At 45.3% G+C, this 24,625-nt stretch carries 24 protein-coding genes; 5 read left to right on the plus strand and 19 right to left on the minus strand.

The features are described 5' to 3' along the window. Nucleotides 1-30: 30 nt before the first annotated feature. From NWE73_RS00715 to gatC, 6 genes are all read right to left on the minus strand, one after another. Nucleotides 31-1,386 (minus strand): LPXTG cell wall anchor domain-containing protein, encoded by a 1,356-nt coding sequence (locus NWE73_RS00715; protein ID WP_277576345.1) that lies wholly within the window; start codon nucleotides 1,384-1,386, stop codon nucleotides 31-33. Nucleotides 1,387-1,492: 106 nt separating this feature from the next. Further along, nucleotides 1,493-1,930 carry a DUF192 domain-containing protein gene (locus tag NWE73_RS00720; RefSeq protein ID WP_277576346.1) on the minus strand — a complete coding sequence of 146 codons (438 nt, stop codon included), beginning with the start codon at nucleotides 1,928-1,930 and terminating at the stop codon, nucleotides 1,493-1,495. After that, nucleotides 1,899-2,819, minus strand: a complete 921-nt coding sequence (locus NWE73_RS00725; protein ID WP_277576347.1) for a Ppx/GppA phosphatase family protein — start codon at nucleotides 2,817-2,819, stop codon at nucleotides 1,899-1,901. Before NWE73_RS00725 ends, NWE73_RS00720 begins: the two co-directional genes overlap by 32 nt. Nucleotide 2,820: 1 nt before the next feature. Beyond that, on the minus strand, nucleotides 2,821-4,254 hold the full coding sequence (gatB, locus tag NWE73_RS00730; RefSeq protein WP_277576348.1) for an Asp-tRNA(Asn)/Glu-tRNA(Gln) amidotransferase subunit GatB: 1,434 nt from the start codon (nucleotides 4,252-4,254) through the stop codon (nucleotides 2,821-2,823). Further along, nucleotides 4,244-5,716 (minus strand): Asp-tRNA(Asn)/Glu-tRNA(Gln) amidotransferase subunit GatA, encoded by a 1,473-nt coding sequence (gatA, locus tag NWE73_RS00735; RefSeq protein WP_277576349.1) that lies wholly within the window; start codon nucleotides 5,714-5,716, stop codon nucleotides 4,244-4,246. Before gatA ends, gatB begins: the two co-directional genes overlap by 11 nt. An 11-nt stretch (nucleotides 5,717-5,727) precedes the next feature. Then, a complete protein-coding gene (gene gatC, locus NWE73_RS00740) occupies nucleotides 5,728-6,009 on the minus strand; it encodes an Asp-tRNA(Asn)/Glu-tRNA(Gln) amidotransferase subunit GatC (RefSeq protein WP_277576350.1) in 282 nt (93 codons plus the stop codon). 179 nt (nucleotides 6,010-6,188) lie between these two features. Here gatC and ligA point away from each other — a divergent pair, with 179 nt between their 5' ends. Next, nucleotides 6,189-8,222: an NAD-dependent DNA ligase LigA gene (gene ligA / locus NWE73_RS00745; RefSeq protein WP_277576351.1), complete on the plus strand. Its 2,034-nt coding sequence runs from the start codon at nucleotides 6,189-6,191 to the stop codon at nucleotides 8,220-8,222. A gap of 91 nt (nucleotides 8,223-8,313) precedes the next feature. Here ligA and NWE73_RS00750 read toward each other — a convergent pair whose 3' ends face one another. Continuing rightward, entirely contained in the window at nucleotides 8,314-8,508 is a 195-nt protein-coding gene (locus NWE73_RS00750; RefSeq protein WP_277576352.1) for a hypothetical protein, read from the minus strand. A 126-nt stretch (nucleotides 8,509-8,634) separates the two neighbouring features. Beyond that, complete coding sequence (locus NWE73_RS00755; RefSeq protein WP_277576353.1) at nucleotides 8,635-10,095, minus strand: metallophosphoesterase; 1,461 nt, start codon at nucleotides 10,093-10,095, stop codon at nucleotides 8,635-8,637. A 29-nt stretch (nucleotides 10,096-10,124) separates the two neighbouring features. On the opposite strand from NWE73_RS00755, the gene murD reads away from it, so the two are divergent. Continuing rightward, a complete protein-coding gene (murD, locus tag NWE73_RS00760) occupies nucleotides 10,125-11,429 on the plus strand; it encodes a UDP-N-acetylmuramoyl-L-alanine--D-glutamate ligase (protein ID WP_277576354.1) in 1,305 nt (434 codons plus the stop codon). 9 nt (nucleotides 11,430-11,438) lie between these two features. Here the strand turns inward: murD and NWE73_RS00765 are convergent, their stop codons facing one another. The 11 genes from NWE73_RS00765 to NWE73_RS00815 all read right to left on the minus strand — a co-directional run bounded on the left by NWE73_RS00765 (nucleotide 11,439) and on the right by NWE73_RS00815 (nucleotide 21,878). Continuing rightward, nucleotides 11,439-13,559 carry a hypothetical protein gene (locus tag NWE73_RS00765; protein WP_277576355.1) on the minus strand — a complete coding sequence of 707 codons (2,121 nt, stop codon included), beginning with the start codon at nucleotides 13,557-13,559 and terminating at the stop codon, nucleotides 11,439-11,441. Between the two features lie 57 nt (nucleotides 13,560-13,616). Further along, nucleotides 13,617-14,057: a hypothetical protein gene (locus NWE73_RS00770; protein WP_277576356.1), complete on the minus strand. Its 441-nt coding sequence runs from the start codon at nucleotides 14,055-14,057 to the stop codon at nucleotides 13,617-13,619. Further along, complete coding sequence (gene fsa, locus NWE73_RS00775) at nucleotides 14,057-14,704, minus strand: fructose-6-phosphate aldolase (RefSeq protein ID WP_277576357.1); 648 nt, start codon at nucleotides 14,702-14,704, stop codon at nucleotides 14,057-14,059. Before fsa ends, NWE73_RS00770 begins: the two co-directional genes overlap by 1 nt. 63 nt (nucleotides 14,705-14,767) lie before the next feature. After that, nucleotides 14,768-15,274 (minus strand): 2-amino-4-hydroxy-6-hydroxymethyldihydropteridine diphosphokinase, encoded by a 507-nt coding sequence (locus NWE73_RS00780; protein ID WP_277576358.1) that lies wholly within the window; start codon nucleotides 15,272-15,274, stop codon nucleotides 14,768-14,770. After that, nucleotides 15,271-15,957, minus strand: coding sequence for a 4-hydroxy-tetrahydrodipicolinate reductase (locus NWE73_RS00785; protein ID WP_277576359.1), 687 nt, complete (start codon nucleotides 15,955-15,957; stop codon nucleotides 15,271-15,273). The genes NWE73_RS00780 and NWE73_RS00785 overlap by 4 nt, the downstream gene beginning before the upstream one ends. Beyond that, nucleotides 15,954-16,838: a 4-hydroxy-tetrahydrodipicolinate synthase gene (gene dapA, locus NWE73_RS00790; protein ID WP_277576360.1), complete on the minus strand. Its 885-nt coding sequence runs from the start codon at nucleotides 16,836-16,838 to the stop codon at nucleotides 15,954-15,956. Before dapA ends, NWE73_RS00785 begins: the two co-directional genes overlap by 4 nt. Beyond that, nucleotides 16,835-17,689 carry a diaminopimelate epimerase gene (gene dapF / locus NWE73_RS00795; protein ID WP_277576361.1) on the minus strand — a complete coding sequence of 285 codons (855 nt, stop codon included), beginning with the start codon at nucleotides 17,687-17,689 and terminating at the stop codon, nucleotides 16,835-16,837. Before dapF ends, dapA begins: the two co-directional genes overlap by 4 nt. Continuing rightward, the gene (locus tag NWE73_RS00800) at nucleotides 17,686-17,916 is read right to left on the minus strand and encodes a lipoprotein (protein ID WP_277576362.1); all 231 of its coding nucleotides are present in this window, start codon (nucleotides 17,914-17,916) and stop codon (nucleotides 17,686-17,688) included. The genes dapF and NWE73_RS00800 overlap by 4 nt, the downstream gene beginning before the upstream one ends. Further along, nucleotides 17,900-18,787 carry a tetratricopeptide repeat protein gene (locus tag NWE73_RS00805; protein WP_277576363.1) on the minus strand — a complete coding sequence of 296 codons (888 nt, stop codon included), beginning with the start codon at nucleotides 18,785-18,787 and terminating at the stop codon, nucleotides 17,900-17,902. Before NWE73_RS00805 ends, NWE73_RS00800 begins: the two co-directional genes overlap by 17 nt. 3 nt (nucleotides 18,788-18,790) lie before the next feature. After that, nucleotides 18,791-19,369, minus strand: a complete 579-nt coding sequence (locus NWE73_RS00810) for a DUF3108 domain-containing protein (protein WP_277576364.1) — start codon at nucleotides 19,367-19,369, stop codon at nucleotides 18,791-18,793. Nucleotides 19,370-19,469: 100 nt separating this feature from the next. Continuing rightward, complete coding sequence (locus NWE73_RS00815; protein WP_277576365.1) at nucleotides 19,470-21,878, minus strand: DNA translocase FtsK; 2,409 nt, start codon at nucleotides 21,876-21,878, stop codon at nucleotides 19,470-19,472. 156 nt (nucleotides 21,879-22,034) lie between these two features. Here NWE73_RS00815 and NWE73_RS00820 point away from each other — a divergent pair, with 156 nt between their 5' ends. The 3 genes from NWE73_RS00820 to dnaB all read left to right on the plus strand — a co-directional run bounded on the left by NWE73_RS00820 (nucleotide 22,035) and on the right by dnaB (nucleotide 24,622). Then, entirely contained in the window at nucleotides 22,035-22,673 is a 639-nt protein-coding gene (locus tag NWE73_RS00820) for a radical SAM protein (protein ID WP_277576366.1), read from the plus strand. Nucleotides 22,674-22,737: 64 nt separating this feature from the next. Next, complete coding sequence (locus NWE73_RS00825) at nucleotides 22,738-23,037, plus strand: helix-turn-helix domain-containing protein (protein WP_061834327.1); 300 nt, start codon at nucleotides 22,738-22,740, stop codon at nucleotides 23,035-23,037. A gap of 169 nt (nucleotides 23,038-23,206) precedes the next feature. After that, nucleotides 23,207-24,622: a replicative DNA helicase gene (gene dnaB, locus NWE73_RS00830; RefSeq protein WP_277576367.1), complete on the plus strand. Its 1,416-nt coding sequence runs from the start codon at nucleotides 23,207-23,209 to the stop codon at nucleotides 24,620-24,622. The last annotated feature ends 3 nt before the right edge of the window (nucleotides 24,623-24,625 follow it).

A 24,625-nucleotide genomic window follows, 5' to 3' on the forward strand; every position in this document is an offset into this window, starting at 1 on the left:
AAGAAAGGGCGCCTCAAGCGCCCTTTTTCTTTATGTTCCGACGTGGGTGTGTTCCATCGCCTGCTGTTCAGCTTCTTTTTGTTTTCTTTTCTTTCTCATAACGATGAGACCTGCAAGACCCGCGGCCGCCAAACCAACAACTGCCAAAGCAAGAGTTGTATCGTTATCCATTCCACCAGCTGGAGCTTCCTCCATTTGATGCTTTTTCTGCGGAGGTGGTGGTGGATTGATAGCTTCCGCTGGAGGAGGTGGTGGTGGCGGAGCCATTTGGTTTTGTGCCATATCTGGAGGCGGCGGAGGTGGCGCCATCTCTGGAGCTTGCTCAGGCATTGGCGGTGGTGGTGGAATTTCCGCTTGAGCTTGATGTGGAGCTTCTCCTAGAGGCGCTTGCCCTGCAAGTTCAGTTGGTGCAGCTGGCATTTCCTGCGCAGGAGGTGGAGCCATTTGCATATCCGGTTGTGCCGGAGCAGCAGGTGCTGCGGCTACGTTGCCACCTTTCCAGAAATGCAATTCAGTACCTTCTGGAATTGCATCTTTAGAGTCGATAGAGTTTGTAGCCCAAACTTCTTTCCATGCATTTGGATATCCCAAAAGATTTTTTGAAACTTTACGGATATTATCACCTGATTTCGCCACGTAAACTTCAGGAGCGACACCATTGTCCTCGTAGAAGGTAATCATTCGTGCAGAATCATCAGGACGATGTGGCGAATTGTAGTAAACTTTGTCGCCCGGTTTTACAGAACGACTTTTGAAAGTTGCGTTCCCTTTTTTTAGTTCAGCAGTTTTATCAGCACCATAAATCATTTGAGAGATGCTTGCCAATGAATCGCCAGGACGTGCGAAGTAAACTGTATTGAACCAGGTTTTTCCAACCTTCCAAGGAGCCGTTGCCACCTTTTGAAGTGAGGCAGATGCCTTCTTAGGAGCCGGAGTTTCAACCGTTGTTGTTGTTGTCGTACTTTCAAGCATTGGAACAGACTCAGGAGTCGTTGTGGTTCCGCTGTCTACAATTGTTGTATTCGACTCAGCAGGTGGAGGTGCAATTTCAGCCGCCGCTGTATTTTCTGCGAATGGATCTGCAGGTAGAGCTTCATTTGAAGTTGTTTCAACAGGAGCTGGAGTTGCCGGCGCTGCAGCGATCGCTTGAGATTCAGCCTTTGGAGCCGATTCACCCAATGCATCTTCAGGAAGTTGATCGCTTGCCAACGAAGAGTTGTCAGCAGCCAAAAGCGCTTCATCGCCTTCAAGCTTTTCGAGATCGGCGGAATCTACGTCAGCGGTTACTTCTGCGTCGGATTTATTTTCGCTGCTGAATAGACTGCAGCCACTAAGCTGTACGGCCAGTCCAAGAGAAGCGATTAAGACAACGAGCTTTTTCATCATTTTTTCGTCCTTGAGTGATGCTACGAAACATACTGTTTCGGTAAAGCGTTATTAACAATCTAAAGCCAAGATGGAAGGCTGGCAAATATTTCCGCCGCCACTGGACTTAGGGGTGTATCTTCAATTTCGAACCCAGTTTGATTTTGTTCTTATCAAACCATCCCTTATTCATCTCTAGTGCATATTTCGCGGGTTTCGCACTCGCATAAGAAGGAAGGTTTGCATCACTGATATTTTGTCCTGATTTCATCTCCTGGACATCGACTAAAGTTTTATCTTTGTCAAAAAACCCAATTGAAAGATCAATCAAAGTATTTTTCATCCAAAAAAATCGAGTCTCTTCATTTTTAAAAATAAAGAGCATGCCTTGATCTTCATCGAGTTTATTTACAAACATTAAACCGCGCTCATGCTGAGGCATGGTTTCAGCCACTTCCACGACAAAAGTCTTGGAGCCCAGTGTGACTTTCTTTTTTGTAAATTGAAGAGCCGCGAATGAGTTCGCAGAAAAACTAAGAACGAGAGCTACTACGAAGCATCTCAAGAGCGACACCATATCTCACCCCTTTAGTGGATACACAGATACCATCCATGTTAAGAGCTTCCACGACATTTAACAAAATAGAAGCCCCCGCAAAGATAATATCGGCTCGACCACCAAGTTGGTACTTTGTTCGCTTTTCCTCGACAGAAGTTTGGGAAAACTCATGAACCCAAAATTTCAGACGTTCTTTTGAAAGAAAGAAGCCGTCAACTTTCTTTTCGTCAAAACCGCCCACCTCAATGGCAACAATCGACGTGGGAGTTCCCGCCACTGCAATAATTTGATCCAGCTTATTTTTCTGCAGATCTGGAAGAATCTTTTGAATCTGCTCATTTATATATTGAGAAAGTTGTTCCTGCTCGCGCGGAGAAACAGGCTGTTGAGTAACAAACTTTTCGGTAAGACGAACGCCCCCGATATTCAAGCTTTCGCCAAAAAGAATCTCTTCTCCGCGTCCCACAATAAGTTCTGTTGAACCACCGCCGACATCCACGACAAGATTTGTTTTGTTTGGCTCAATGACTCCACCAGTAGCACCTTGATAGCTGATGCGAGCCTCATCCTCACCAGGTATAACCTCTATGGGAATACCCAGCTCCTTGCCGATATCAAAAAGCTCTTGGCCATTGCGAGCGTCGCGAGCGGCCGATGTAGCCATCGCAAGAATCTTATCGACATGATGCTTGTCGATTTCCTTTTTGAATTCAGTAAGGCATTTGCGTGCACGGTCGAGAGCTTCATCCTGAAGCTCTCCGGTCTTGTCGACTCCTTGGCCTAATCGAACAACCTCCACCAAGTCTTTATGAACTTTGGTTATCCCGGTCTCATTGCCTTCAGCAATCAGACAAAGAAAAGTATTTGTTCCAAGATCAAGGGCCGCCACCTTCATATTATTTCAATTTCTCCAGCAAGATTTGGTTCACAAGTTCAGGATTCGCCTGTCCTTTTGAAGCTTTCATTACAGCACCCACGAAAAAGCCAAAGAGATTTTTCTTTTTACCTGACTTATGGTCTTCAACGTTTTGTGCATTCGCAGCCAGAACCTCATCGATGATCTTTGCGATCGCCGCCGGATCCGTGATTTGCACAAGTCCTTTTTCTTTAACGATCACTTCTGGATCTTTGCCTGACTGCCACATTTCCTGGAAAACTGTTTTTGCAATTTTTCCAGAGATCGTGCCGTTATCAATCAAAGCCACCATGCGACCCAATTGTTTTGGTTTGATCGGCGAATCAGTGATGTCCTTATTTGCATTATTAAGTTCACGCAAGAGCTCAGTCATGACCCAGTTAGAAGAAGCTTTAAAGTTTTTAGACTCTTTCGCTGTTTCTTCATAGAAATCTGCCAAAGCTTTTTCAGTCGTCAAAACCAAAGCATCGTATTCCGGCAAGCCTTGTTCCGCTTGGAAGCGCTTCGCACGGGCAATCGGCAACTCCGGCAACTCTTTGCGGAAACCTTCAACCATGGCTTCTGTCACGATCAGTGGCAAAAGATCCGGATCTGGGAAGTAGCGATAGTCTTGGGCATCTTCTTTAGCACGCATTGAAACCGTACGGTTTTTATCCGGATCCCACAAGCGGGTTTCCTGAACAATTTTTTCGCCACGCTCAAGAGCGTCGATTTGGCGTTCAATTTCATATTCGATCGCTTTTTCAACGAAACGGAATGAATTTACGTTTTTGATTTCCACTTTCGTTCCGAATTGAGGTGCGCCCACTTTGCGAACGGAAACGTTGCAGTCACAACGCATCGATCCTTCTTCAAGATTTCCATCGCACACATCCAGATAGCGAACGATTTGGCGAACAGCTCTGCCGTACTCTGCAGCTTCAGCAGGAGTGCGCATATCCGGACCCGTCACGATCTCAAGAAGTGGAATGCCTGCGCGATTCAAATTGATCAAAGTGTAGTCACCAGAGTGATTTGATTTACCAGCATCTTCTTCCAAGTGGGCTCTGGTGATACTCACAGTTTTATCCACACCATCTACCTTGAAAGTGATCGTACCACTTTCGCAAATTGGCTGATCGTACTGAGAGATCTGGTAGCCCTTAGGAAGATCTGGATAGAAATAGTTTTTACGAGCAAAAACTGATTTTTTGCGGATTTCGCAACCCAATGCCAAACCTGTTTTGATCGCGTACTCGATTGCTTTTTTATTCACAACCGGCAAAGTACCCGGCATTCCGGCGCTGATGGGCGAAACGTTTTCGTTATCTCCAGCATCAAACGTCGTAGGATCCGCACAGAACATTTTACTTTTCGTACTAAGTTGTACGTGAATTTCGATACCAATTACTGGTTCATAACCTCTAGATGACATGTGGATTTTTTCCTTTCACCGGAGAAACGCTCTCAAGAGCGGCAGCAACGTTGAGCATTTTTTGCTCTTCAAAGTGGCTCGCAGTCAGTTGGATGCCGATAGGCAAGCCGGCCTTAGACATTCCAAAAGGAACGCTCATGCCAGGAAGGCCCGCCAAGTTTGTTGAGGTTGTGAAGATGTCATTCAAATACATCGTCAATGGATCATTCACAAGTTCACCAATTTTGAAAGCTGGAGACGTTGTGACCGGGCTAACAATAGCATCACATTGCTTGAAAGCCGCTAAATATTGATTCGTTAGAAGACGACGAACTTGGCCTGCCTTATTGTAGAAAGCATCATAGTAGCCGCTTGAAAGACAATAAGTGCCAAGCATAATACGGCGCTTTACTTCATTACCAAATCCTTCGCCACGTGTCTTTCCATAGAAATCTTCAAGATCGATAGACGACAAGTTTTTGAATTCCGAACGATAACCGAAGCGCACACCATCATAACGAGCTAAGTTAGAGGAAGCTTCGCTGGTCGCTACCAGATAATAAATTGGTACGGCAAACTCTGTCATTGATACTGAAACTTCAACGATTTCAGCACCCATTTTTTTTAGCGTTTCCAAAGAATCATCGAAAGTTTTTTGAACATCAGCGTCCAAGCCACCTTTCATGTATTCTTTAATAACACCAATTTTCATACCTTTGATATTGGTAGAAATATTTTTGCTCCATTGTGGAACTGCTTTTTGTGAGGTTGTAGAGTCCATCGGGTCATGGCCACAAATTGCTTCCATTGTAAGTGCCGCATCTTGCACAGAACTTACCATCGGACCCGCTTGATCCAAAGAAGAAGCAAAAGCGATAATGCCGTAACGGCTTACACGACCATACGTTGGCTTAACGCCCACGATACCGCAAAAACTTGCTGGCTGACGAATCGATCCACCTGTGTCGGTTCCAATAGTACCGGCCACCAAGCGCGCCGATTGCGCAGCTGCCGAACCACCTGAAGAGCCCCCAGGAACTCTTTCCAAGTCCCATGGATTTTTAACATTGCCATGAAAAGATGTTTCGTTCGAAGAGCCCATAGCGAACTCGTCTTGATTCAATTTTCCCATCACAACCACGCCGGCTTGCTTCAAGCGAGCCACTACAGTTGCGTCGTAGGGAGGAACGAAGTTGCTAAGCATCTTTGATCCCGCGGTAGTCGTAAGACCTTTTGTGCAAAGCATTTCTTTGATGCCAAAAGGAACACCCGCCAATGCGCCCACATTTTCGCCTTTAGCGATGCGAGCATCAATAGCTTCCGCATCTTTCAAAGCGTCTTGATTTAAAGATGTAAAAGCATTCAACTTTGGATTCAAAGCCTGAATGCGGGATTGAAAGTGCGCCGTCACTTCTTTCGCACTGACCTTCTTAGATTTAACGGCGTCAGAAATTTCACTCAATGAGGCAAATGTTAATTCCATATTCATAATCCTTATACAACCGGTGGTACTTTAAAGAGGTTGCCCGTGCGAGATGGAGCATTTGCAGTCATCTCTTCTGCGGTGAAGTCTTTTTTTGCTTCGTCATCGCGCCAGTAAGCTTCAATTTCGGTAGGGGTGATCAATGGTTCAACACCAGCTGTGTCGACCTTTGCGATTTGTTCAAAGTTATGAAGAACTTTTTCAAGTTGAGCGCTGTACTGAGCTGCTTCCGCTTCGGTGATATGCAGGCGAGCAAGTTTGGCAATATGCTCGATGGTTTTTTTATCAATCACGACAATCTCCTATTTTTCGAATCTGGCATTTATGGAGTGATCCATGGGGATTTAACGCTTAAGAATGTAATAAAAATTCCTGTGTCAGTCACCAAGTCCCTGAAGGAGGACCAGTTGTAGCGCTGCAACAGGAAAGCTTCCGCGTGATTCGCCGAGATTCCCTTGCTAAAGTCCGACCTATGTCCCAAAAGCGAACTCAGAAAAATAGCCAAGGAAGCCCCCAAGTACGTCATGAGGAGTTGAAAAAACTCATCTCAACCCATGATCACAACTATTACGTCCTCGATAAGCCAACAATTACAGATTTTGAATACGATCAATTGTTTCAAGAGCTTTTGGATCTTGAGGCAACAACTGAGGGTTTGGGCATTTCTGATTCACCCTCCCAACGCGTCGGAGGCCAGGTTCTTGAGTCTTTCAAAAAAGTAAACCATCGAATTCCGATGCTTTCCTTGGGCAATAGTTATTCGCCTGAAGATATCTTCGATTTCGATGAGCGCGTAAAAAAATTCCTCAATACTGAAAATGAAATTGAGTACTTCTGTGAGCCGAAATTTGACGGACTCTCCATGGAGTTGGTCTATGAGAAGGGTCAACTTATTCGCGCCCTCACCCGAGGTGACGGTACCGTTGGTGAAGATGTCACCCAAAACATCAAAACCATCAAAAGTATACCTCTGAAACTTGCAACCAAAGACGCGCCTGAGATTCTTGAAGTGCGTGGCGAAGTTTTAATCTTCAAACAGGATTTCGCAAAATTAAATGAAGCACAGCAAGAAAATGGGCAGCAGACCTTTGCAAATCCTCGCAATGCCGCGGCCGGATCCATGCGCCAGCTTGATCCCAAAGTTACAGCCTCGCGCCCGTTGAAGTTCTTCGGATATGCTCTGGGCATGGTCGAAGGTCTTTCGTTTAAGACCCAGGAAGGTATTGAAGAATACTTTGCAGAACATGGGATTCCGACAGCTCTGAAAGCAAATTCTGATCTCGTGCGCGTCTGCAAGGGCCCTCAAGAAGTCGTTGATTATTATCATCATATTGGAACAGTTCGCCCTTCATTGCCATTTGATATCGATGGAATCGTCGTAAAAGTGAACTCGCTCAGAATTCAGGATGATTTGGGTTTGGTTGCGCGCAGTCCACGCTGGGCCACTGCCGCAAAATTTAAACCTGAACAAGCGACAACAGTAATTGAAGAGATCAATGTTCAAGTCGGCCGCACCGGCGCCCTCACGCCTGTAGCTATTATGACTCCCGTTAAAGTAGGGGGCGTCACCGTCACTAATGCGACTCTTCACAATCAAGACGAGATCAACCGCAAAGATGTGCGCGTGGGCGACACCGTCGTCATTCAAAGAGCTGGTGATGTTATTCCCGAAGTCGTATCGGTTGTTCTGGATAAGCGGCCCAAAAATAGCATTCCCTTTTTGATGCCCACTGCATGTCCTGCTTGTAAATCACCTGTCGAAAAACTCGAGGGTGAAGTTGTCACTCGATGTGTGAATCCATTGTGTGTCGCTGTAGTTAAAGAGTCGCTCAAGCACTTTGTTGCCAGACGAGCGATGAATATTGATAAAGTTGGTGATCGTCTCATTGAAACTCTTGTCGACCACAAGCTACTAACTTGCTTCTCAGATTTCTATCGCCTGACAAAAGAACAAATCCTGTCTTTGGACCGACAGGGCGAAAAATCCGCCGAAAATATAATTGCCAGCATTGAAAAGAGCAAAAACCCACCACTCGCACGCTTTATCTTTGCCTTGGGAATTCGCTTTGTCGGCGAACAAACTGGAAAACTTCTGGCAGATCATTTTGTTAACATCGAAAACTTTTTGAAGGCCAATGAAGAAGAGCTGCTTCAAGTCCCGGAAATTGGACCAAAGGTGGCCAAATCCATTATCGAATGGACCGCGAATGCGCGTTTAGTTCAAGAGGTTCACGACATGCAGAAACTCGGTGTTCACATCACCAATCCCGTGCGTGCGACCGAAGGGGCTTTGTCGGGTATGAGCTTCTTGATTACAGGAACACTGCCTGTCAAACGAGACGACGCAAAAGATGTTATCGAAAAAAATGGCGGCAAAATATTAAGCTCGGTATCTTCTAAATTGAGCTATCTGGTCGTCGGCGATGATCCTGGATCCAAAGTCGAAAAGGCACAAAGCCTCGGGGTGAAAATCATCTCTTGGGACGAACTCCAACAGATGCTTTAGGAATTACAAATAAAAAAACCCACAGCAAAACTGTGGGTTTTTTGTTCTTTAAGGAATTGAAAAATAAGAAGACCTACTTTTCAAAAACTAATTAAAGATGATCAATAACGATATCACGAGCCATTACTGTTTTGCGGCCATCAGCTTTAGCGCTGTCTACGCCTTTCAAGCAAAGTTGCTCAATAGCTTTGCTAAGTACGTCGATAGTCTCAGCTGAAGTGTTCATGCCACCTTTTTCTTTGATCAATTTTTTTACTTTGCTAGTTACTACAAGAACTTCTGTCATGTTGAACCTCTCCATGCGTGATTAAATGTAACATTAAAAGGTTTGCATAGGGTCTAGGAATTGACAAAGAAAAATCATTTTTGCGGCGCACTAAGTTGAGATGCGCCTTAACCTCATCACGCTATTTTAACGCGCAGATGGATTCACAACTTCAGATTTTCCTTCGAGGAATCGCATCAATTCAGCCTGTCGAACGTTATTTTCTCCGGGAGAAATCCACACAAAAGTCTTTTGATCCAGAGGTTTTGTGCACTCAACATCTAGGAATGCAGGAGACCAGCATCCGCTGTTCAGATGTTCCACCGATCCAATAATTTCATGGCGAGTGATATGGGTGTGTCCATATATAATTCGCTTCACCTTCGTGATCGCGCTGGCCATAGCGAGCACACGATCATCCGGCTCTTTGTAGCTTGAAACCAAAGAGCTGATTGATTTGCTATAAAACAAAAAGAACGGCAGCAAAGCAAATAGGGGAATAAACGCCCAGAAAAATGAAGCTTCATATACCGATCGCACAAAGACCATCAGTTGGAAAATCAAGAAGAAGGCAATAAATACGATGAACGCCCGATCCAACCATAATTCACGCGCCAGGAGCATGGGCTGACTCGCGGCTGGGTCCGAAAACAACTCCTTCAACTCACGCACCATTCGATCTTCCGCATTGGCCTTTCGTGCGATAAGCGACACACGGTCTTCAATGCTTAAGGGATTGCGAATTGGAGCCGACAAACGGTCAAAAGAAGCGTGAATTAAGGTCGCAAGCGAGCCCCAAAACCAGGTAAAAACCAGCCCCGGCTGCGCCTTCCAAATATATTTGAAGAAGAACTTAATATACTCGGACAGGGTCATAATATAGTTCGTGTCCACATGAGGATTGAAAAATCCCATACCATTCGAAATGTACCGCGAAGCCAAATTTCCAAACGGAAGCTTCAATGAGACATAATTATATCCTCGAACATAGGGATTGATCGGGTCTTCGCACATGCAATATGGGTCATACTGATTGCCGTGCTCAATCAGAGTGTCTTGATTGGAGATATAAAACCATTCGACAAAACGTATTTGCTGAACTTTATCTTCGGGCAGATTTAAAGACCGAAGAATTTCCTCTTGCACCGCCGGAAAATGAAGTTCGAGATCGTGATTGCCTGTCACAAATATGACTCGATGACCACGCAATACAAATTCACGCAACGATTTCATAAAATCAGCATGATCTTTAAGAATTTTTTCGATCTTAAATCGTGAACGCTCTTGGCGCGGGAAGAGGCCGCGATGACGTTCTAACCAGCTAACATGAAAAGCCGGCTGCTCAGGCAGGGCCATAACACTGTCAAAATCAAAGATATCGCCATTAAGAATCAACTCGATGGGAGCGCCTTGAGCTTTTTCTTCGATATGTTTAAGAAAGGTTTCAAAAACATCATCAAAGAAGAATTGCCTCGTTTTAAACTTCTTCCACAATGGGAAGCGGATATTCACAGGCTCTGCCTCTGATAAATGCAAATCACTGATCACCGCTGTGTACTGCGCCGATCGAAAGTCCGTACCTGTGTTATCAAAAAAAGAAGTGGGCAAATCTGCCTCCCACGAATATGATCCTCGAGATGAACGAATTTATCAAGAACCTCAAGACACCAATTGCAATTGTCGGTATGGGAAAAAGTGGTGAAGCAGCTAAACGCCTGCTTCTAGCCGCCGGGGTCTCCGCAAACGCTATCAAATGCTTTGATGGAAAGTTAGCGACCGCAGACTACAATGATCCGAGTAAACTCATGTCTGAGGTCCAACCGAAAACCCTCGTCGTCTCTCCAGGCGTTCCCCTTGCTTCCCAATGGATCCAATCGGCTCGCCAACATGGTATTGAGGTCACCAGTGAGATTTCACTTTCATGTTCATTTCTTACCACTGAAAAATTGATTGGAGTTACTGGGTCCGTGGGAAAAAGCACCACAGTATCTCTTCTGCAGGCAGGTCTAGCCGCATTTTCAAAAACCGCTTTTGTGGGCGGAAATTTAGGAACCCCTTTTGCTGAATATGCCGCCGACTTAGTCGAAGGCGTTCGTAAACCTGCCGATTGGGTTGTTTTAGAACTTTCGAGCTATCAACTGGAAAATTGCGATGGTCTTTTCTTGGACCTATCGGCCATTACCTTCCTAACTTCGAATCATCTTGAACGTTACGAAAATCTTCAGCACTACTACGAAACAAAGTGGAAGATCCTTTCTATCACAAAAGACAAAATGCTCCTCAATAGTGAGGGTGGGGATCTTGTCGAATATGCAAAGACCATGAATCACTCTGAGCAAGTTCGCTTTATTTCAAGAAATGATACAGAATTAAAATCTTTGCAACTTGATAAGGCTCTATTAATTGGTCAGCACAACCAAGACAACCTCGCCTTGGCGGCAACCCTGGCTCTTGAAGCGGGATGGCCACACTCTGCGATTGAGGCCATGAAGAACTTTACCGGACTTTCTCATCGACTTGAAAATTTAGGCACTTCTAAAGGCATTCGCTTCATCAATGACAGTAAGGCCACGGCAATAGACAGCGTTCTAATAGCCGCGACGGCCGCTTTTGACACATTAGTTCCCGGTGGAAAATTATTTTTACTTTTAGGGGGCCGGGATAAAAATCTGCCATGGGAGCAACTGAAAGTCTTAGCTGCCTTCATTGATATCGAGTTCATCTTTTTCGGTGAATGCCGGGAGATCGCGCAAAAGAAATCTGAACTTGATGGGGTTAGCTTTTCAAGATTAGACGAGGCTTTGACATATGCCTTTGATCACGCCAAAAGCGCAGATACAGTGCTACTCAGTCCTGGCGGAACCAGCTTGGATGAATTTAAATCCTTCGAAGATCGCGGAAATTTCTTTAAGAAAAAAGTAGAGGAATTTTCTTCAAAATAATTCCGCGAACTACTCGCGGAAAGATAACACCGACAAGGAATTCGGATCGACCGGAAGAACTCGAGAGTAAATCTTTTGAGTTCTGCTTCCCACAACCACAATTTCATGAGTGTCTTCAGGAACATTATAAAGAATAAAGCCCCCGCCACTCATACCCTTGCGATTCTGTAAGATGCGCCCCTGCATATCAAAATATACGACATTATGCGGATTAAAATTATCGTAGCCCGCAATATAAACTTCAAAATCTTCGTCCGGCACAAATCCAACGATGATGGCGCCACTTGGTGAATCATCAATCTTTAAGAACGACTTGATTGCGCTCAGCCAGCTAAATTGAACCAACGGTACGTGAATGAACTCTTCATTGTCATTATAGATGTAACGAGCTGGAATGTAATCCGCCCCCTCTGGATGAACTCTCATTAAACCAAGACGATTCAAATGAGGAAGCATCAAAGATTGAGTTCCGTTTTCAACATTGAGCTCATCCTGAAGACTCTGCATGGTTACGGTCGCCGCTCGGGCTTCGCCGGTAAAGGCATCATAGACCTTTAATGGAACCGGCTCAGATTTAATCGTAGAATCAATATCACCCTGAGCAACAGTACCTTCTTCGGCCACCACATTTACGTAGCCAAAAATTGAATCCGAACGGGTCGCCAGCAATGAGTGGAATCCAGGATTCACGTCAACGAAAGCAAACAAACCATTCTCGCTGGTTGTTTTGAGTTGCGGATCTGGAATCATGAATGAGTTGAAATAGACCGGCTGCAATCCTGGGTTTGATTCCACAGAAACATCAATACCTGCCAAAGTTTTTCCATCGAGGGCAACTCGTCCCCAGATAATTGTAGGCTCACCATCGAAAGACAAGGCTCTCTGTTGCGCGACGATGTCCTGCAGGGCTTTAATCATAGAGGAAGGGTACAGAGATGTTTTGAATTCCTGACCTGAAACGATAATTTGCGTGGTCTGTAAATGCTTCGGTGCTGCCACTCTCATGACAGTAGTCGAACCCTTGGCCACGTTATCCATGGCGACAAGGCCATCTTTTTTTACCGGAACATCACTAACGCCTTTTACAAAAGTCACCCGCGTCTGAGCTGGAGCCACTTCGGTTGGCTTAGGATTGTAGGCGCTGGTCACAATTCCTGAGAAATCCGCATGCGGCTCAACCTTCAACTTCGGACCCTGCAGATAATTGGTATTATTTGTGGCGACTCGGTTCAGGCGGAAGCTTCCTTCACCCAAGGTCTTCCCATCTTTATCCACCAAACGAGCGACCACAGATCCTGAAGTCTCTTCGACATCTATATTATAAGTACCCTGAACAAGATCGACTCTTCCAAGTTCTTTGAGAATGCCTTCGTCATTACGGCGAATTTCAATATGATGTTCATTTGTAACTGCAAGACCGCCGGTAATTTCAATCGGTCCAACAATTCGGCGACCACGCGCTTGCTCTTCTTTAGAAGGCACCAGACTTTGCTCACCCAAGGTGCGTGTTACAGAAGGGTGGCCGGTTTCAACTGATGGACGGGGCGGTTCAGAACGAGTGTGCCCATTTGCGTCCGTCGAAGCGACATAAATTTTATTGTTGGGAACAGATCCTCGAATTGAATTTCCAACCAAGACACCTGATTTCTCAAGTACCTCTTGGGCTTTTTCGGAGAAGCTTGCTTCCTTCCATTCCTGATTCAACACTTCAGAGCGATACTGAGCCTCTTGCACGCGTTTTCTTTCAGACGGTGAAAGTTGGTCGACCCACGAGCTGTCAGTGATGGACTCACTTGCCGTCAGGCGCCCTGGAGCGGCGCTGGCGGCGGGAATCGGTTCCGGTATTTTCTTTAGAACCATTTCCGAAAGAACAATTCTTTGCGCGAACAACGGCGCAAAACTTTTGCCAGAATCTAAATGTATCGCAGTCTTATTTTGAATTTGCTCCCACTCAGAGGCGGGTTTTCTGGTTTCAATTAACTCTTCGAACGCGACATAAGCTGGAGAATTTTTTTGAGCTTTAATTGTGAGGGCTTCGTAAATAGGAATGAACTTCACGCCGCCAATATTACTTGACCACGCAAAGCATCCTGCTACGACTGCGATCGGCAAAAGCCGTCTGAGCTGCATTCCTCGCAACGTCCACCTCATGAAGAATAGTCAGTACTTGACTACTCCTCATGGTATTTAGAATGAGCGGAAGTCGTCAATAACGTTACGGGAGTCACGACTTTGGTTAAGTGCTTTTTTGATCTTTTCCGCAATGGCAGCGGCTTTGTCGTCATCGCGGTCAGTGAGTTCAAATCCACCTTCAGTATCGCGATCTTCGATTAAAACCTGGACCTGAATGTCATAAGGACGACGATCCCCGAGGATCGTCACACGCGTAGAGTAGCGCTCCTTGGCCATATCCATCTTCGCGATTTCCTTGCCTTTTTTATCATAGTACTTTGAAGCCATCTCTCGCCCGTTTTCGCTAACCATGCGTGGCTCACCGATAACTGACACAATGACTTTTCTTGTTTCGCTGACGTTTAAAGGAGTTTCACGAAGAACAATCCCTCCGGTGCGGCAGCTAGACAAAAGCAGTGCTGAACTACAGATAAAAAGGCTAAGAAGTCGTTTCATTATTTCTTTTGACCTTTATTCCAGTCATCCATGAACTGCTTGATGCCCTTATCAGTCAATGGATGAGAGGTCATTTGCTGCATCACTTTGAATGGAATTGTCGCAATATCGGCGCCCATCTCTGCAGCAAATTGCAAATGCATAGGACCACGGACACTTGCTACCAATACTTCAGTCGCGAAATCGTACTGGTCATAAATTTGAATAACCTGACTAACCATCGCCATGCCGTCTGATCCAATGTCATCCAAACGACCTACGAAAGGTGAAACCATAGTTGCACCAGCTTTCGCCGCCAACAAAGCCTGAAGGGGAGAGAATACCAATGTGACGTTGGTCTTGATGCCTTCAGCAGTCAGTTTTTTAACTGCGATCATACCATCTTCACACATCGGAATTTTCACAACGACGTTAGAAGCAATCTTCGCAAGCTCTTTACCTTCGCGTACCATTTCTTCATGCTGAAGGCTGATTACCTCAGCGGAAACAGGACCCGGGATCTCTTTGCAGATTTCGCGGATGATATCGTGAAAAGGGCGGTTCTCTTTTGCAATCAAAGAAGGATTTGTAGTAACACCATCAACCCAACCACGAAGATTGGCTTGTTTAATTTCTTCTAGATTGGCTGTATCGATAAAAAACTTCATGGGAACTCCCTGACTGATATGTGGCAATTTAATCTTACATAGAAATTTGTACGTCGCCTGATATTAAAAATCAACCAGGCTTTTACCTTGAATATAAAACTCAGCCATTCGGGCTGGAGCTGCTGTCCGCGAAATTTCACTGAGGGTTTTCTGAAAGATCGGGTGCTCGTATTGACCCCAGGCTTCCGCAGCACATCGGATTATGAGTGGATCTGTATGCATCTCTGGATAGGGCAGAGTCAGACGTGGAGACATCAAGATTGCGTTATCATACGAGAGCAGAATCAATTCAGCATGACTTTTTTGGCTTAAACCTTGCGAACCTTGCTCGCACATAGACAAAACCATGTGCAAGCATTGATCAACACTCATCACCGTTTCAAACCGGATAACAAATTCCATGCGAGCGTTAAGATCCACTCGCGCATCCGTAAGATACCTTTTATAAACCGAAGAAATAGATACAATTTCGCCGCATTCAAGGATCTTGGCCAATAGATCTTTCGCCTTGGCATCGCCACCGACTAAATCCAAGGCTACAAATATCAGCGCATTATGCGGTTGATTCATGCTTTCTTTCCGAAAAGAACATCACGAATCTGATAGAGACCAGGTTTTTGTTTTGCCAACCAAGATGCCGCACGAACCGCGCCTTTTGCAAAAACAGTTCTATTTAGGGCGCTGTGTTCGAAAGTTAAAACCTCTTCATCACTCATCGCAAAGATTTTGTGAACACCGAAAACACCACCACCTCGGATTGCTAGGGGCTCAGGAATTGTTTTACCAACGGCTTTAACCAGGTTTTCCTGTAATGTAATGGCGGTCCCAGAGGGCTTATCTTTCTTTCGATTATGATGAATCTCTTCAATCTGAAAATCAAAATTTGAAATTGCAGACAAAGACTTCAATGCTTCGTTAAGTACCGCAACACCCATACTCATATTGGAAGCCCACAGCAGCGGAATCTTCGATCCGTATTTTTTAAGCAGTGCTTTTTCTTTTGCTGTGAAACCGGTCGTTCCACAAACAACCGGAGTGTTATACTTTGCCGCCATCTTTAAAACACCCGCGAATGCTTCCGGGGTGGAAAAATCAATCCACACGTCGACTTTAGAGGCTTTTTTCGGATCAACCTTCTCATCACGAAGAAGGGGATAAAATAATTCGCAATCGGCACCCTGCTCGAGAACTGAAGCAATCTCTTTACCCATGCGACCACCGGCGCCAACCAGGCCGATTTTCAGTTTCTTCATGCCAGAACTCCAACTTTGGTCATTTCCGCTTTGAGTTTTGCCGAGTGCTCTTCACCCAGTTCAACCAAAGGAAGGCGCATCTCTGCGGAATCAATAAGGCCCATCAACTGAACCGCTTTTTTAACCGGGATAGGATTTGCTTCAACGAACAGCAGGTTAATCAGGTCATTGTACTTCGCGATGTCTTGGCGGGCTTTATCCATTGCACCTTCAGCCGCCCAAGCTTTCCACTGAGCCATCTGCTTTGGAATAACATGAGTCGCGACTGAGATCACACCATGACCGCCAACACCCAAGAATTCGACATAAGTGCCGTCGTCACCAGAAAGCATCACAAATTCTTTGCCACAGGCTTTGATAATCTCTTCTGCGAAATCAACTTTTCCGGTTGCCTCTTTAATACCAATGATGCCAGGCACTTTGGAAAGATCACGAATTGTCTCCGTCGCCAATGAGGTGATTGTGCGCCCCGGAACGTTATATAGAATCGTCGGAATCTTTACAGATGATGCAACCGCCTTGAAGTGCTCGTACAATCCGCGTTGTGGAGGTTTATTGTAATAGGGGACAACAACCAGAATTGCATCGGCACCAAGACTCTCTGCCTTTTTTGAATCTTCAATGGTCTTCGCCGTGTCATTGGATCCCGTTCCCATAATCAGCGGAACTTTGTCCCCGACCATTTTGCGAACGTATTTAAAAAGTTCAACTTTTTCAGTTTCAGTTAAAGTCGGGCTTTCCGCTGTGGTGCCGTTGATAACAAATCCATCCACGCCATTTGCAAGCTGATGTTTTACCAAACGGTCAATAGAACCAAAATCAATTTTGCCATTCTTAAATGGTGTCAAAAGAGCCGTGAACGTACCTTTAAAATTTTTCATCTAACCACCTCTAGATTGTACAGAAAATCTCCCACAAATACCGCCTCCCCCGTCATCAACGGGTGAGTGTCGCCTTCAACAAACTGAATCATCATAATTCCGCCAGGCATTTGCACTTCAATGCTTTTCTCTTTGCTTTCTTTGGAATGAACCAATGCGGCTGCTACCGCACCTGTTCCACAAGCCAAAGTATAATCTTCCACTCCGCGTTCAAAAGTCACAGCTTGGATTTTTTTTGAATTTTCAATTGTATAAAATGTTACATTTGCACCAGCGGGCTTCAAGTCCACATGCGAACGGCACTCACGCGCCATCTCTTTCAAATTTTCAACATCTTCCATCGTATGAATTTTTTGAACCAGATGAGGGACACCGGTATTAACCAAGGCAAATGTTTCTGTCGAGCTGGATTGAGTCTTCAGTTCAATACTCTCACGCACGTATTTAGCCTCTGGCATGCGAACCCGAACACGACCATCACCAAGAATCTCCGCGGTCACCAATCCAGCGCCCGTCTTAAAACGAATGCTCTTAAGTTCATTAGCCAGGTTTTCCTGACAATAGCGAGCGGCACAGCGAGCCGCGTTTCCACACATCTCTGCGGTCGACCCGTCGTTGTTATAGAAATCCCAATTGAAATCAAAGCCGTCAGAGCCAGTTTCAATCAAAAGTAGTCCATCCGTTGCAACACCCAATACAGTGTCACAAACTTTTTTTGCAAATTCTGGTCTGGAGATATGCAGATCTTTTTCCACATTCTTCCATACCGAAGAATCACGGGCGTCAATCAAAGCAAAAGTATTTCCTGCTCCCGACATCTTCGTGATTCGAACTGGCAAAAAAGAACTCACAAACCCTCCTGATTATCGGAGGCTGGAGTCTCTTCCAGGTCTTCATTCTTATATTTCTTTTTATCTTTGGAGGATTTTTTTGTTGTCTCTGAATACGTTGGTTCGCCACGACCCAGCGGCGCCGGGGTTAGGGGAGGAAGCGGCATGCCCTTCACTCCACAACCAGATAGCAAGGCTCCAATAACAACAGCAAAAAAATATTTTGAAAATTTATTCAGCAATTCCATTTGACCCCTTAAGATCTGCCTCTACCTCAACGACATGGCGGCAAAGCATGGGGTCTATCATATACTGTCTATACTGGTTGGCTGAAATGTTTTTGCAGGTAATCACATATTTCTGTGCATCTTCCAAGCCCGGCTTCTTAGCCACTTGCACCAACTTCCATGACCAATATGAAACTTCAGGGTATTTCCCATCAATTTTCTTCAAGTTCGCGGCAATTTCCTGTGCTTTGGTGTAATTCTTGGTCTTAAAGTAGCGGTCGACTTCAAGAATAAGCCAAAATTTTTGAAACGGGGACTTACGAACCTCATTGCTGTCATATATTTTGCCATATTCGACCCATGCAGACTGACATACATAGGCTTGGGCTGCGGTCAGCTTCAGCTCCTCGTCGTAGGGCAAAAGCTTGGCTTGTTTGCTCATCAAATCTTGCGCCCCAGAGCAATCACCCTTCGCTATCATGGTCCGCGAAAGTTCACTTAGAATTGCCGTATTGTCAGGTTCCAAACGAGAAGCCTCATTTAATTTACCCAGAGCTTGGGTCAAATCTGTTTTTCGCAACGAAATTCCCGCTTCAAACATTTGCTGGGCTTTATCACTGATAAAAACATGGGCCACATCATTAATGGCCTTGCGCAGATCGGCCACGGGTTGAGGGCGATTTTCCTTCTGCAAGGCTGCTATCAAAATATTCAGAGCCTGTTGACGGTCTTTTTGCAGACTCAAGTTATAGGCTTTTTCAATAATGTCTTTATAGGTTTCAGATTTATTTGCAATTGCTTTGCTTTGAGAGAAGGCCGGGGAAGAGAACATTTGGAAGGAGAGGAAAGCCGCAAAGAATGCGGCTTTCAAAAAACTAAAATTCAATTTCATCGACTAATTCTTCTTAAAAGATTTCAAAGTTAATGTCATTGTTCCAAACTGAGTTGGAGCTGTTTGCTTCAGCGTCCCGCCCACTGGAACCACCTGTGGGTTTAACCAAACGTTGATTTCACCCTTATCACTAGAAGCTTTATCACGAGCAGTTACATGAATGCTATCAAATGTTCCTGCTGGCACTGTGATTTTTTCTTCTTTCGTATCAATGATTTCCAGGTCCTGCTTAGGAACTTGTTGCTCTTGACCATTAGCGATGACCTTTTTGATTTCTCCGGTATTTGCATCAATCAGGGTTTGAATCTTTTGTTTTCCAGCGAAGCCAAGATCTGCGTCCTGATTCATCCAAATTCCATCAGCACCTATAGAGTCGACCGACATCACCATCGATCCTTTAATAAAGCCACCAATGTTCAGATCGTAGTTTGACGTGTCGCCAACCTTCCAATCCAAACCCATTGTTTGGGCTTCCATAATAACATTGGCCTGAACATGAACCAGAGTATCCTGAATAGACGGGGCAGCCTGAGCGTTGAGTGCGAATGCAAATCCGAGAACCGCGATAAGAGTCTTAAACATACTTCCTCCTTGAATGGTTTGGTGTGTTCCTAATGAAAACACACCCGCAAAGAGGGTCAATATGCCATTCTACGGTCTACTCCGGCAGAGCCGGAGTGCATTAGGTTTCGCTATAGCTAGAAACCAAAACCTGTCGCGGCTTACTGCCATTTGCAGGGCCCACAACACCTTCTTTTTCAAAGACTTCAATCATGCGCGCCGCACGAGGGTAGCCCAAGCGGAATTTACGCTGAATCAAAGAGGCAGAGATTTCTTTTTGGCTAGAAGCCCAAGAAAGAATCTCATCGTATCTCTCATCGTATTCCTCGTCGCCAAATCCTCCGCCGTCACCACCATCGCCGCCAGATTCAGAATCGCCACCCGCAAAGCCTTCAAGGGCTCTCATCGCAAGTGGGTCATATTCCGGCTCAGCTTGATCTGACCAATGCTTTACGACATTCGCAATTTCTGAATCCTTCATATAAGGACCGTGATGGCGCGTCGGTTTACCAATACCAGGAGCTTGGAATAACATGTCCCCATTCGGAAGAAGACGTTCTGCACCCGAATCATCAATGATAATTCTTGAGTCCATTTTCGAAGCAACTTTTAAGGCCACACGGCCTGGGATATTTGTTTTAATCAAACCCGTCACAACATCTTTACGCGGTGACTGTGTCGCAAGAATCAAATGAATACCGCAGGCGCGGGCTTTTTGCGTCAGGCGTTGAATCGGCTCTTCGATGTTTTGCTTTTCAACAATCATCAAGTCGGCAAGCTCATCCACCACGATAACAACATAAGGAAGCGGCTGATAATAGTACTGATCCAGTTTGGCTTTGCCTTCTTCAAGAGCGATATTGTGGCGTTCATGTTCATCAACATCAGCTTTGGACATTTTCGCGGTTTTCTCGTTGAACAATTCGATCTTACCAACGCCGAACTTCGACAAAGACTTATAGCGTTTTTCCATTTCGCGCACGGCCCACTTCAAAGCTGTCGCAGCCTTCTTCGGTTCTGTGATGTGGGGAAGAGCCAGGTGAGGAACTCCGGCGAATGGTGCTAAGTCGACCATTTTCGGGTCAATCAAAACCAGACGCAAAGTTTTCGGCGAATGTCTGAACAACAATCCAGAAATAATTGAACCCACGAAGACGGATTTACCAGAACCTGTTGTACCCGCGATCAACAGATGCGGCATCTTGCGCAAATCGACAATCTTAGGTTCGCCGTCAACCGCACGGCCTACGGCCATCGGCAACGCCAAGTCCTCACTCCAGAAGGTATCTTCCGCAATCAAGTCCTTGTAATAAACAGTTTCGCGCTTCAAGTTCGCGGTTTCAATACCAACCACATCAGTTCCCGGAATGTGACCGACCACACGCACGGATTCTGACGACAGAGCCAGCGACAAGTCGTCTTCAAGCTCAGAAATTTTTGAAATTTTCACGTCAGCATTAGGCTTAAACTCATACATCGTAACCAGCGGGCCGGGCTTGGCATCAGTGATCTGGCCTTCGATTGAAAAGTTCTTAAGCTTTTCAACCAATGAGTCCGCTTTTCTTTGGATTTCCGCCTTGTCGATTTTAATTCGCGATGCCGGTGGATCTTCCAACAAAGAAAGTTTTGGCATTTCCCAATTTTCAATACGACGTGGAGGCTTTGCCTTCATCACAACTTTGCGTTTTTGAGCCAAGCGGACTGCAGGAACTTCTTCTTCGTCATCCTCTTCTTCAGTCTCGTCTTCGGCGTCGGCCGCTAAAATTGCTTCCAAATCCTCATCTTCTTCTTCGTCTTCAGCATCTTCTTTAAATTTTTTATCAGAGAGAGGGAAAACCAATTGCTGCGCCTTGCTCATATCGCGCTTTTCTTCTTTTTCTTCCTTCTTCTCTTTTTTCACTGGTTTTGCTTTTTTAGCGCCTGAATCCCCAACAAACATTCCAGAAAAGAAGCTGCCTATTTTGTCAGAATATTTCTTCTTTTTCCAATCAGCGAAAAATTCTTGAGGAATCTCCGCCAGCTCCTGCAAAGTTTTTTCTGAATAGAAGACCACCAAAACGGCCATAAACGACCACAGGATGACCTGCACCCCCGCCGACGCAAAAGCACGCATTAGGGCCTGAGCGACGCCAAGTCCAAGAAGTCCACCCAAATAGATCTGGTTCTGGAAAAGCTTCGTATTAGGCAAATAAAGCGATAAAAGGGCGGCCACATTGATGATCAATAAGAGGGCCCAGACAAAGCGAATATTTTTTAAATTCAAAGATTCGCCTTTAAAGCTCGCATAGGCCATTTTCAACAGGCTTCCGACCAGCACCCAAGCAGCTAAGCCCAGGAACTGATAAAGCATATCTGCAAGGAAACTGCCGACGATTCCGCAGTAATTTGCAGCTTTTAAGCCTTGGCCAATGGAGTTCAATGAAGGGTCGCGGGGGCTGTAGCTGATAAGAGCTAAGGCGAGGAAAAGTCCTAGGCCTAAAAAGCCGATTGCGATAACGTCCTGACGAAACTTTTTAAGGAATTGGTTCATTTAAAAAATTTACGAGATTCCGATGAGTTAGTCATGCGGATGAAGCGCTTACTTGACTTAGGACTGGCGGTGCAGGACAAATGCGGCACGTTACTGCCGACGTCAGAAACGCCAAGACTTTAGAGCGCAAGAAATCAAGACAAAGAGCCAGTTAAAATGCTTAAAATAAATGAGATTTTTTATAGTATCCAAGGTGAAACCAGTTATGTGGGAAATCCCACGGTTTTTGTGCGCACTACAGCCTGCAACTTGCGCTGCACCTATTGCGATACAAAATACTCATATTATGAAGGCGAGATGCAGTCCCTTGAGGCCATCATGCAGGAGATTGATTCTCATCAAGCTCCTTATGTTTGCGTTACTGGTGGCGAACCCTTGCTGCAAAAAGAAGTTCACACCTTGATGAAAACTCTTTGCGATCGCGATTACAAAGTTTCTTTGGAAACAAGCGGATCAAAAAGCATTGAGGCTGTTGACCCACGCGTAAAAATTATTTTGGATGTGAAAACTCCAGATAGCGGTGCTGCCGATTCCTTCCTTATGGAGAACATCGGCTTTTCCACGCCCAGCACGGAATACAAGTTTGTGATTTGTTCAGAAGAAGACTTCGATTGGTCTGAAAATTTCTGCCGTCAACACAATTTGTTCGAAAAATTTATGGTTTTATACAGCCCATCATACGGCCAAGTGTCTGAACGCTGGTTGGCAGAAAAAATTTTGCAGAAAAAATCATCTGCACGGTTGCAATTACAGCTCCATAAGTATATTTGGTCTGCAGAAACACGCGGAGTATAGGCTTACACTTCGGTTGCACTGAAGTAGACCACTCCAAACCTAAGCCGACATTTTTGGGAGTTCCATGACGCCGAACCTGAACAGTTCTGATAATCTTTTTGTCGCCAACCTTCAGTCAGTAAGTTTGGAGAAGCTAGTTAAGAGCAAACTTGAAGTTCTTTTTGCTCAACAAAAAGAGGCACAAGTTGAATTGAACGGTCTATATAACGTCGTTATTGAACAAGTAGAAAAACCTCTTCTAGAGCTAGCTCTGCGCGCCTACAACGGCAACCAAGTTAAAACGGCACAAATGCTTGGCATCAATCGCAATACTCTTAAGAAGAAAATTGACAACTACAAGATTAGAGTCAAAAAACTAAACTAAATTCTTACTACTCCGACCTCGTCGGAGGGTAGACAAGATCACACAAAGTTTTGCATCAGCGGGCCACCTCGAACCACCACCACGCGTAAGGTCCGCAACTTTACTTCGCTAAAATCGAAGTGTAAAATATGTTTCGTCCGATTAATTTCGTGTCTCGAGAGGGGTTCTAATGAGCACGCGAATTCCGCCTCAAAATCTAGAGGCTGAACAATCTATTCTCGGCGGTCTAATGCTAGACCGCGAAGCTTTGGATCAAATCGGTGACCTTTTGTTCGCCGAGGACTTCTATAAGCCGGGTCATCAAAAGATCTATGCTGCTATCAAGGAATTGCATAGCAAAACTCAACCTATTGACATCATCACCGTGACCAACGTTCTTCAAGCTGAAGGAACACTGGAGATGATCGGCGGTCCTGAGTATTTGATTAGCTTGCTTGATAAAACTATTTCGTCAGCCAATATTGCGTCGCACGCCAAGATCGTTCGCGAAAAAAGTTTGCTTCGCAAAATGATCCTTACGAACAGTAAGTTGATTGAACGCGCTTATGATTCTGACTTCGTGGACGTTGAATCCTTCATGGACTCAGCGGAAAGCGAAATTTTCAAACTCAGTGAAAATAAAACCCAAACGGGCCTTGTTGGCTCTATGGAAATCGTTAAAGCGTCTATCCAAAAGATCGAAGAGCTTTACAAGCGCAAAGCCGATGTCACAGGCCTTGCGACAGGTTTTACCGAGTTGGACAAAATGACTTCAGGCCTTCACCCAGGTGAGATGACGATCATCGCCGCTCGTCCGTCGATGGGTAAAACAGCCTTCTCTCTGAACGTTGCACAGCACATCGCCCTTCGCGGTAAGAAATGTATCGCTTACTTCTCTCTCGAGATGGGTAAAGAGTCGATGATGATGCGTATGTTGTCTGCCGAAGCACGTGTGAATATGGGTGAGATCAGAAATGGTAAAATCCAGGATTCAGCTTGGCCGAAGTTAATCAACGCGGCCAGCGCGCTCAGCGAAGCATCCATCTTTATCGATGATACTCCGGGTATGTCGCCATTTGAAATTCGTTCTCGTGCCCGCCGTTTGAAAGCAGAACACGGCCTTGATTGCATCATGATCGACTACTTGCAGTTGATGAGCATGAAACAAAAATTCTCTTCGCGTGAGCAAGAGGTTGCGGAAATTTCCAAGAACTTAAAAGCGATCGCCAAAGAATTGCAAATTCCGATCATCGCACTGGCGCAGTTAAATCGCGGTGTGGAAGGTCGTTCGGATCGTCGTCCAATGCTTTCAGATCTTCGTGAGTCCGGATCTATCGAACAAGATGCCGACGTTATCATGATGCTTTATCGTGATGACTACTACGACAAGGAAGATCCAGATAAGCAAGGTCACGCTGAGGTCATTGTGGGCAAACAGCGTAATGGTGCCACAGGTACAGTGAAACTTCGTTTCGATGCGAAATACAATCGATTCAGAGATGCTGATAATGAGGGTGGCGCGGTGAATCCGCTTCCTCCTCCACAGGCACCACCACCTATGCCAGGTGGCAGACCAAAAAACTTTGCTCCTGGAGCTCCCTCCTAGGAT

Origin of the sequence: Bdellovibrio svalbardensis (assembly GCF_029531655.1) — a bacterium.
GTDB lineage: Bacteria > Bdellovibrionota > Bdellovibrionia > Bdellovibrionales > Bdellovibrionaceae > Bdellovibrio > Bdellovibrio svalbardensis.

Excerpts from the sequence above, each read along its gene's own strand:
- NWE73_RS00750 (WP_277576352.1), bottom strand. The coding sequence starts at position 8,508 with ATGACAGAAGTTCTTGTAGTAACTAGCAAAGTAAAAAAATTGATCAAA.
- NWE73_RS00815 (WP_277576365.1), bottom strand. The coding sequence starts at position 21,878 with ATGAACCAATTCCTTAAAAAGTTTCGTCAGGACGTTATCGCAATCGGC.
- NWE73_RS00785 (WP_277576359.1), bottom strand. The coding sequence starts at position 15,957 with ATGAAGAAACTGAAAATCGGCCTGGTTGGCGCCGGTGGTCGCATGGGT.
- gatA (WP_277576349.1), bottom strand. The coding sequence starts at position 5,716 with ATGGAATTAACATTTGCCTCATTGAGTGAAATTTCTGACGCCGTTAAA.
- ligA (WP_277576351.1), top strand. The coding sequence starts at position 6,189 with ATGTCCCAAAAGCGAACTCAGAAAAATAGCCAAGGAAGCCCCCAAGTA.
- NWE73_RS00820 (WP_277576366.1), top strand. The coding sequence starts at position 22,035 with ATGCTTAAAATAAATGAGATTTTTTATAGTATCCAAGGTGAAACCAGT.
- NWE73_RS00805 (WP_277576363.1), bottom strand. The coding sequence starts at position 18,787 with ATGAAATTGAATTTTAGTTTTTTGAAAGCCGCATTCTTTGCGGCTTTC.
- NWE73_RS00780 (WP_277576358.1), bottom strand. The coding sequence starts at position 15,274 with ATGAATCAACCGCATAATGCGCTGATATTTGTAGCCTTGGATTTAGTC.
- dapA (WP_277576360.1), bottom strand. The coding sequence starts at position 16,838 with ATGAAAAATTTTAAAGGTACGTTCACGGCTCTTTTGACACCATTTAAG.
- dnaB (WP_277576367.1), top strand. The coding sequence starts at position 23,207 with ATGAGCACGCGAATTCCGCCTCAAAATCTAGAGGCTGAACAATCTATT.
- NWE73_RS00765 (WP_277576355.1), bottom strand. The coding sequence starts at position 13,559 with ATGCAGCTCAGACGGCTTTTGCCGATCGCAGTCGTAGCAGGATGCTTT.
- NWE73_RS00715 (WP_277576345.1), bottom strand. The coding sequence starts at position 1,386 with ATGATGAAAAAGCTCGTTGTCTTAATCGCTTCTCTTGGACTGGCCGTA.
- murD (WP_277576354.1), top strand. The coding sequence starts at position 10,125 with ATGAACGAATTTATCAAGAACCTCAAGACACCAATTGCAATTGTCGGT.
- gatB (WP_277576348.1), bottom strand. The coding sequence starts at position 4,254 with ATGTCATCTAGAGGTTATGAACCAGTAATTGGTATCGAAATTCACGTA.
- NWE73_RS00825 (WP_061834327.1), top strand. The coding sequence starts at position 22,738 with ATGACGCCGAACCTGAACAGTTCTGATAATCTTTTTGTCGCCAACCTT.
- NWE73_RS00810 (WP_277576364.1), bottom strand. The coding sequence starts at position 19,369 with ATGTTTAAGACTCTTATCGCGGTTCTCGGATTTGCATTCGCACTCAAC.
- NWE73_RS00770 (WP_277576356.1), bottom strand. The coding sequence starts at position 14,057 with ATGAAACGACTTCTTAGCCTTTTTATCTGTAGTTCAGCACTGCTTTTG.
- NWE73_RS00725 (WP_277576347.1), bottom strand. The coding sequence starts at position 2,819 with ATGAAGGTGGCGGCCCTTGATCTTGGAACAAATACTTTTCTTTGTCTG.
- fsa (WP_277576357.1), bottom strand. The coding sequence starts at position 14,704 with ATGAAGTTTTTTATCGATACAGCCAATCTAGAAGAAATTAAACAAGCC.
- NWE73_RS00800 (WP_277576362.1), bottom strand. The coding sequence starts at position 17,916 with ATGGAATTGCTGAATAAATTTTCAAAATATTTTTTTGCTGTTGTTATT.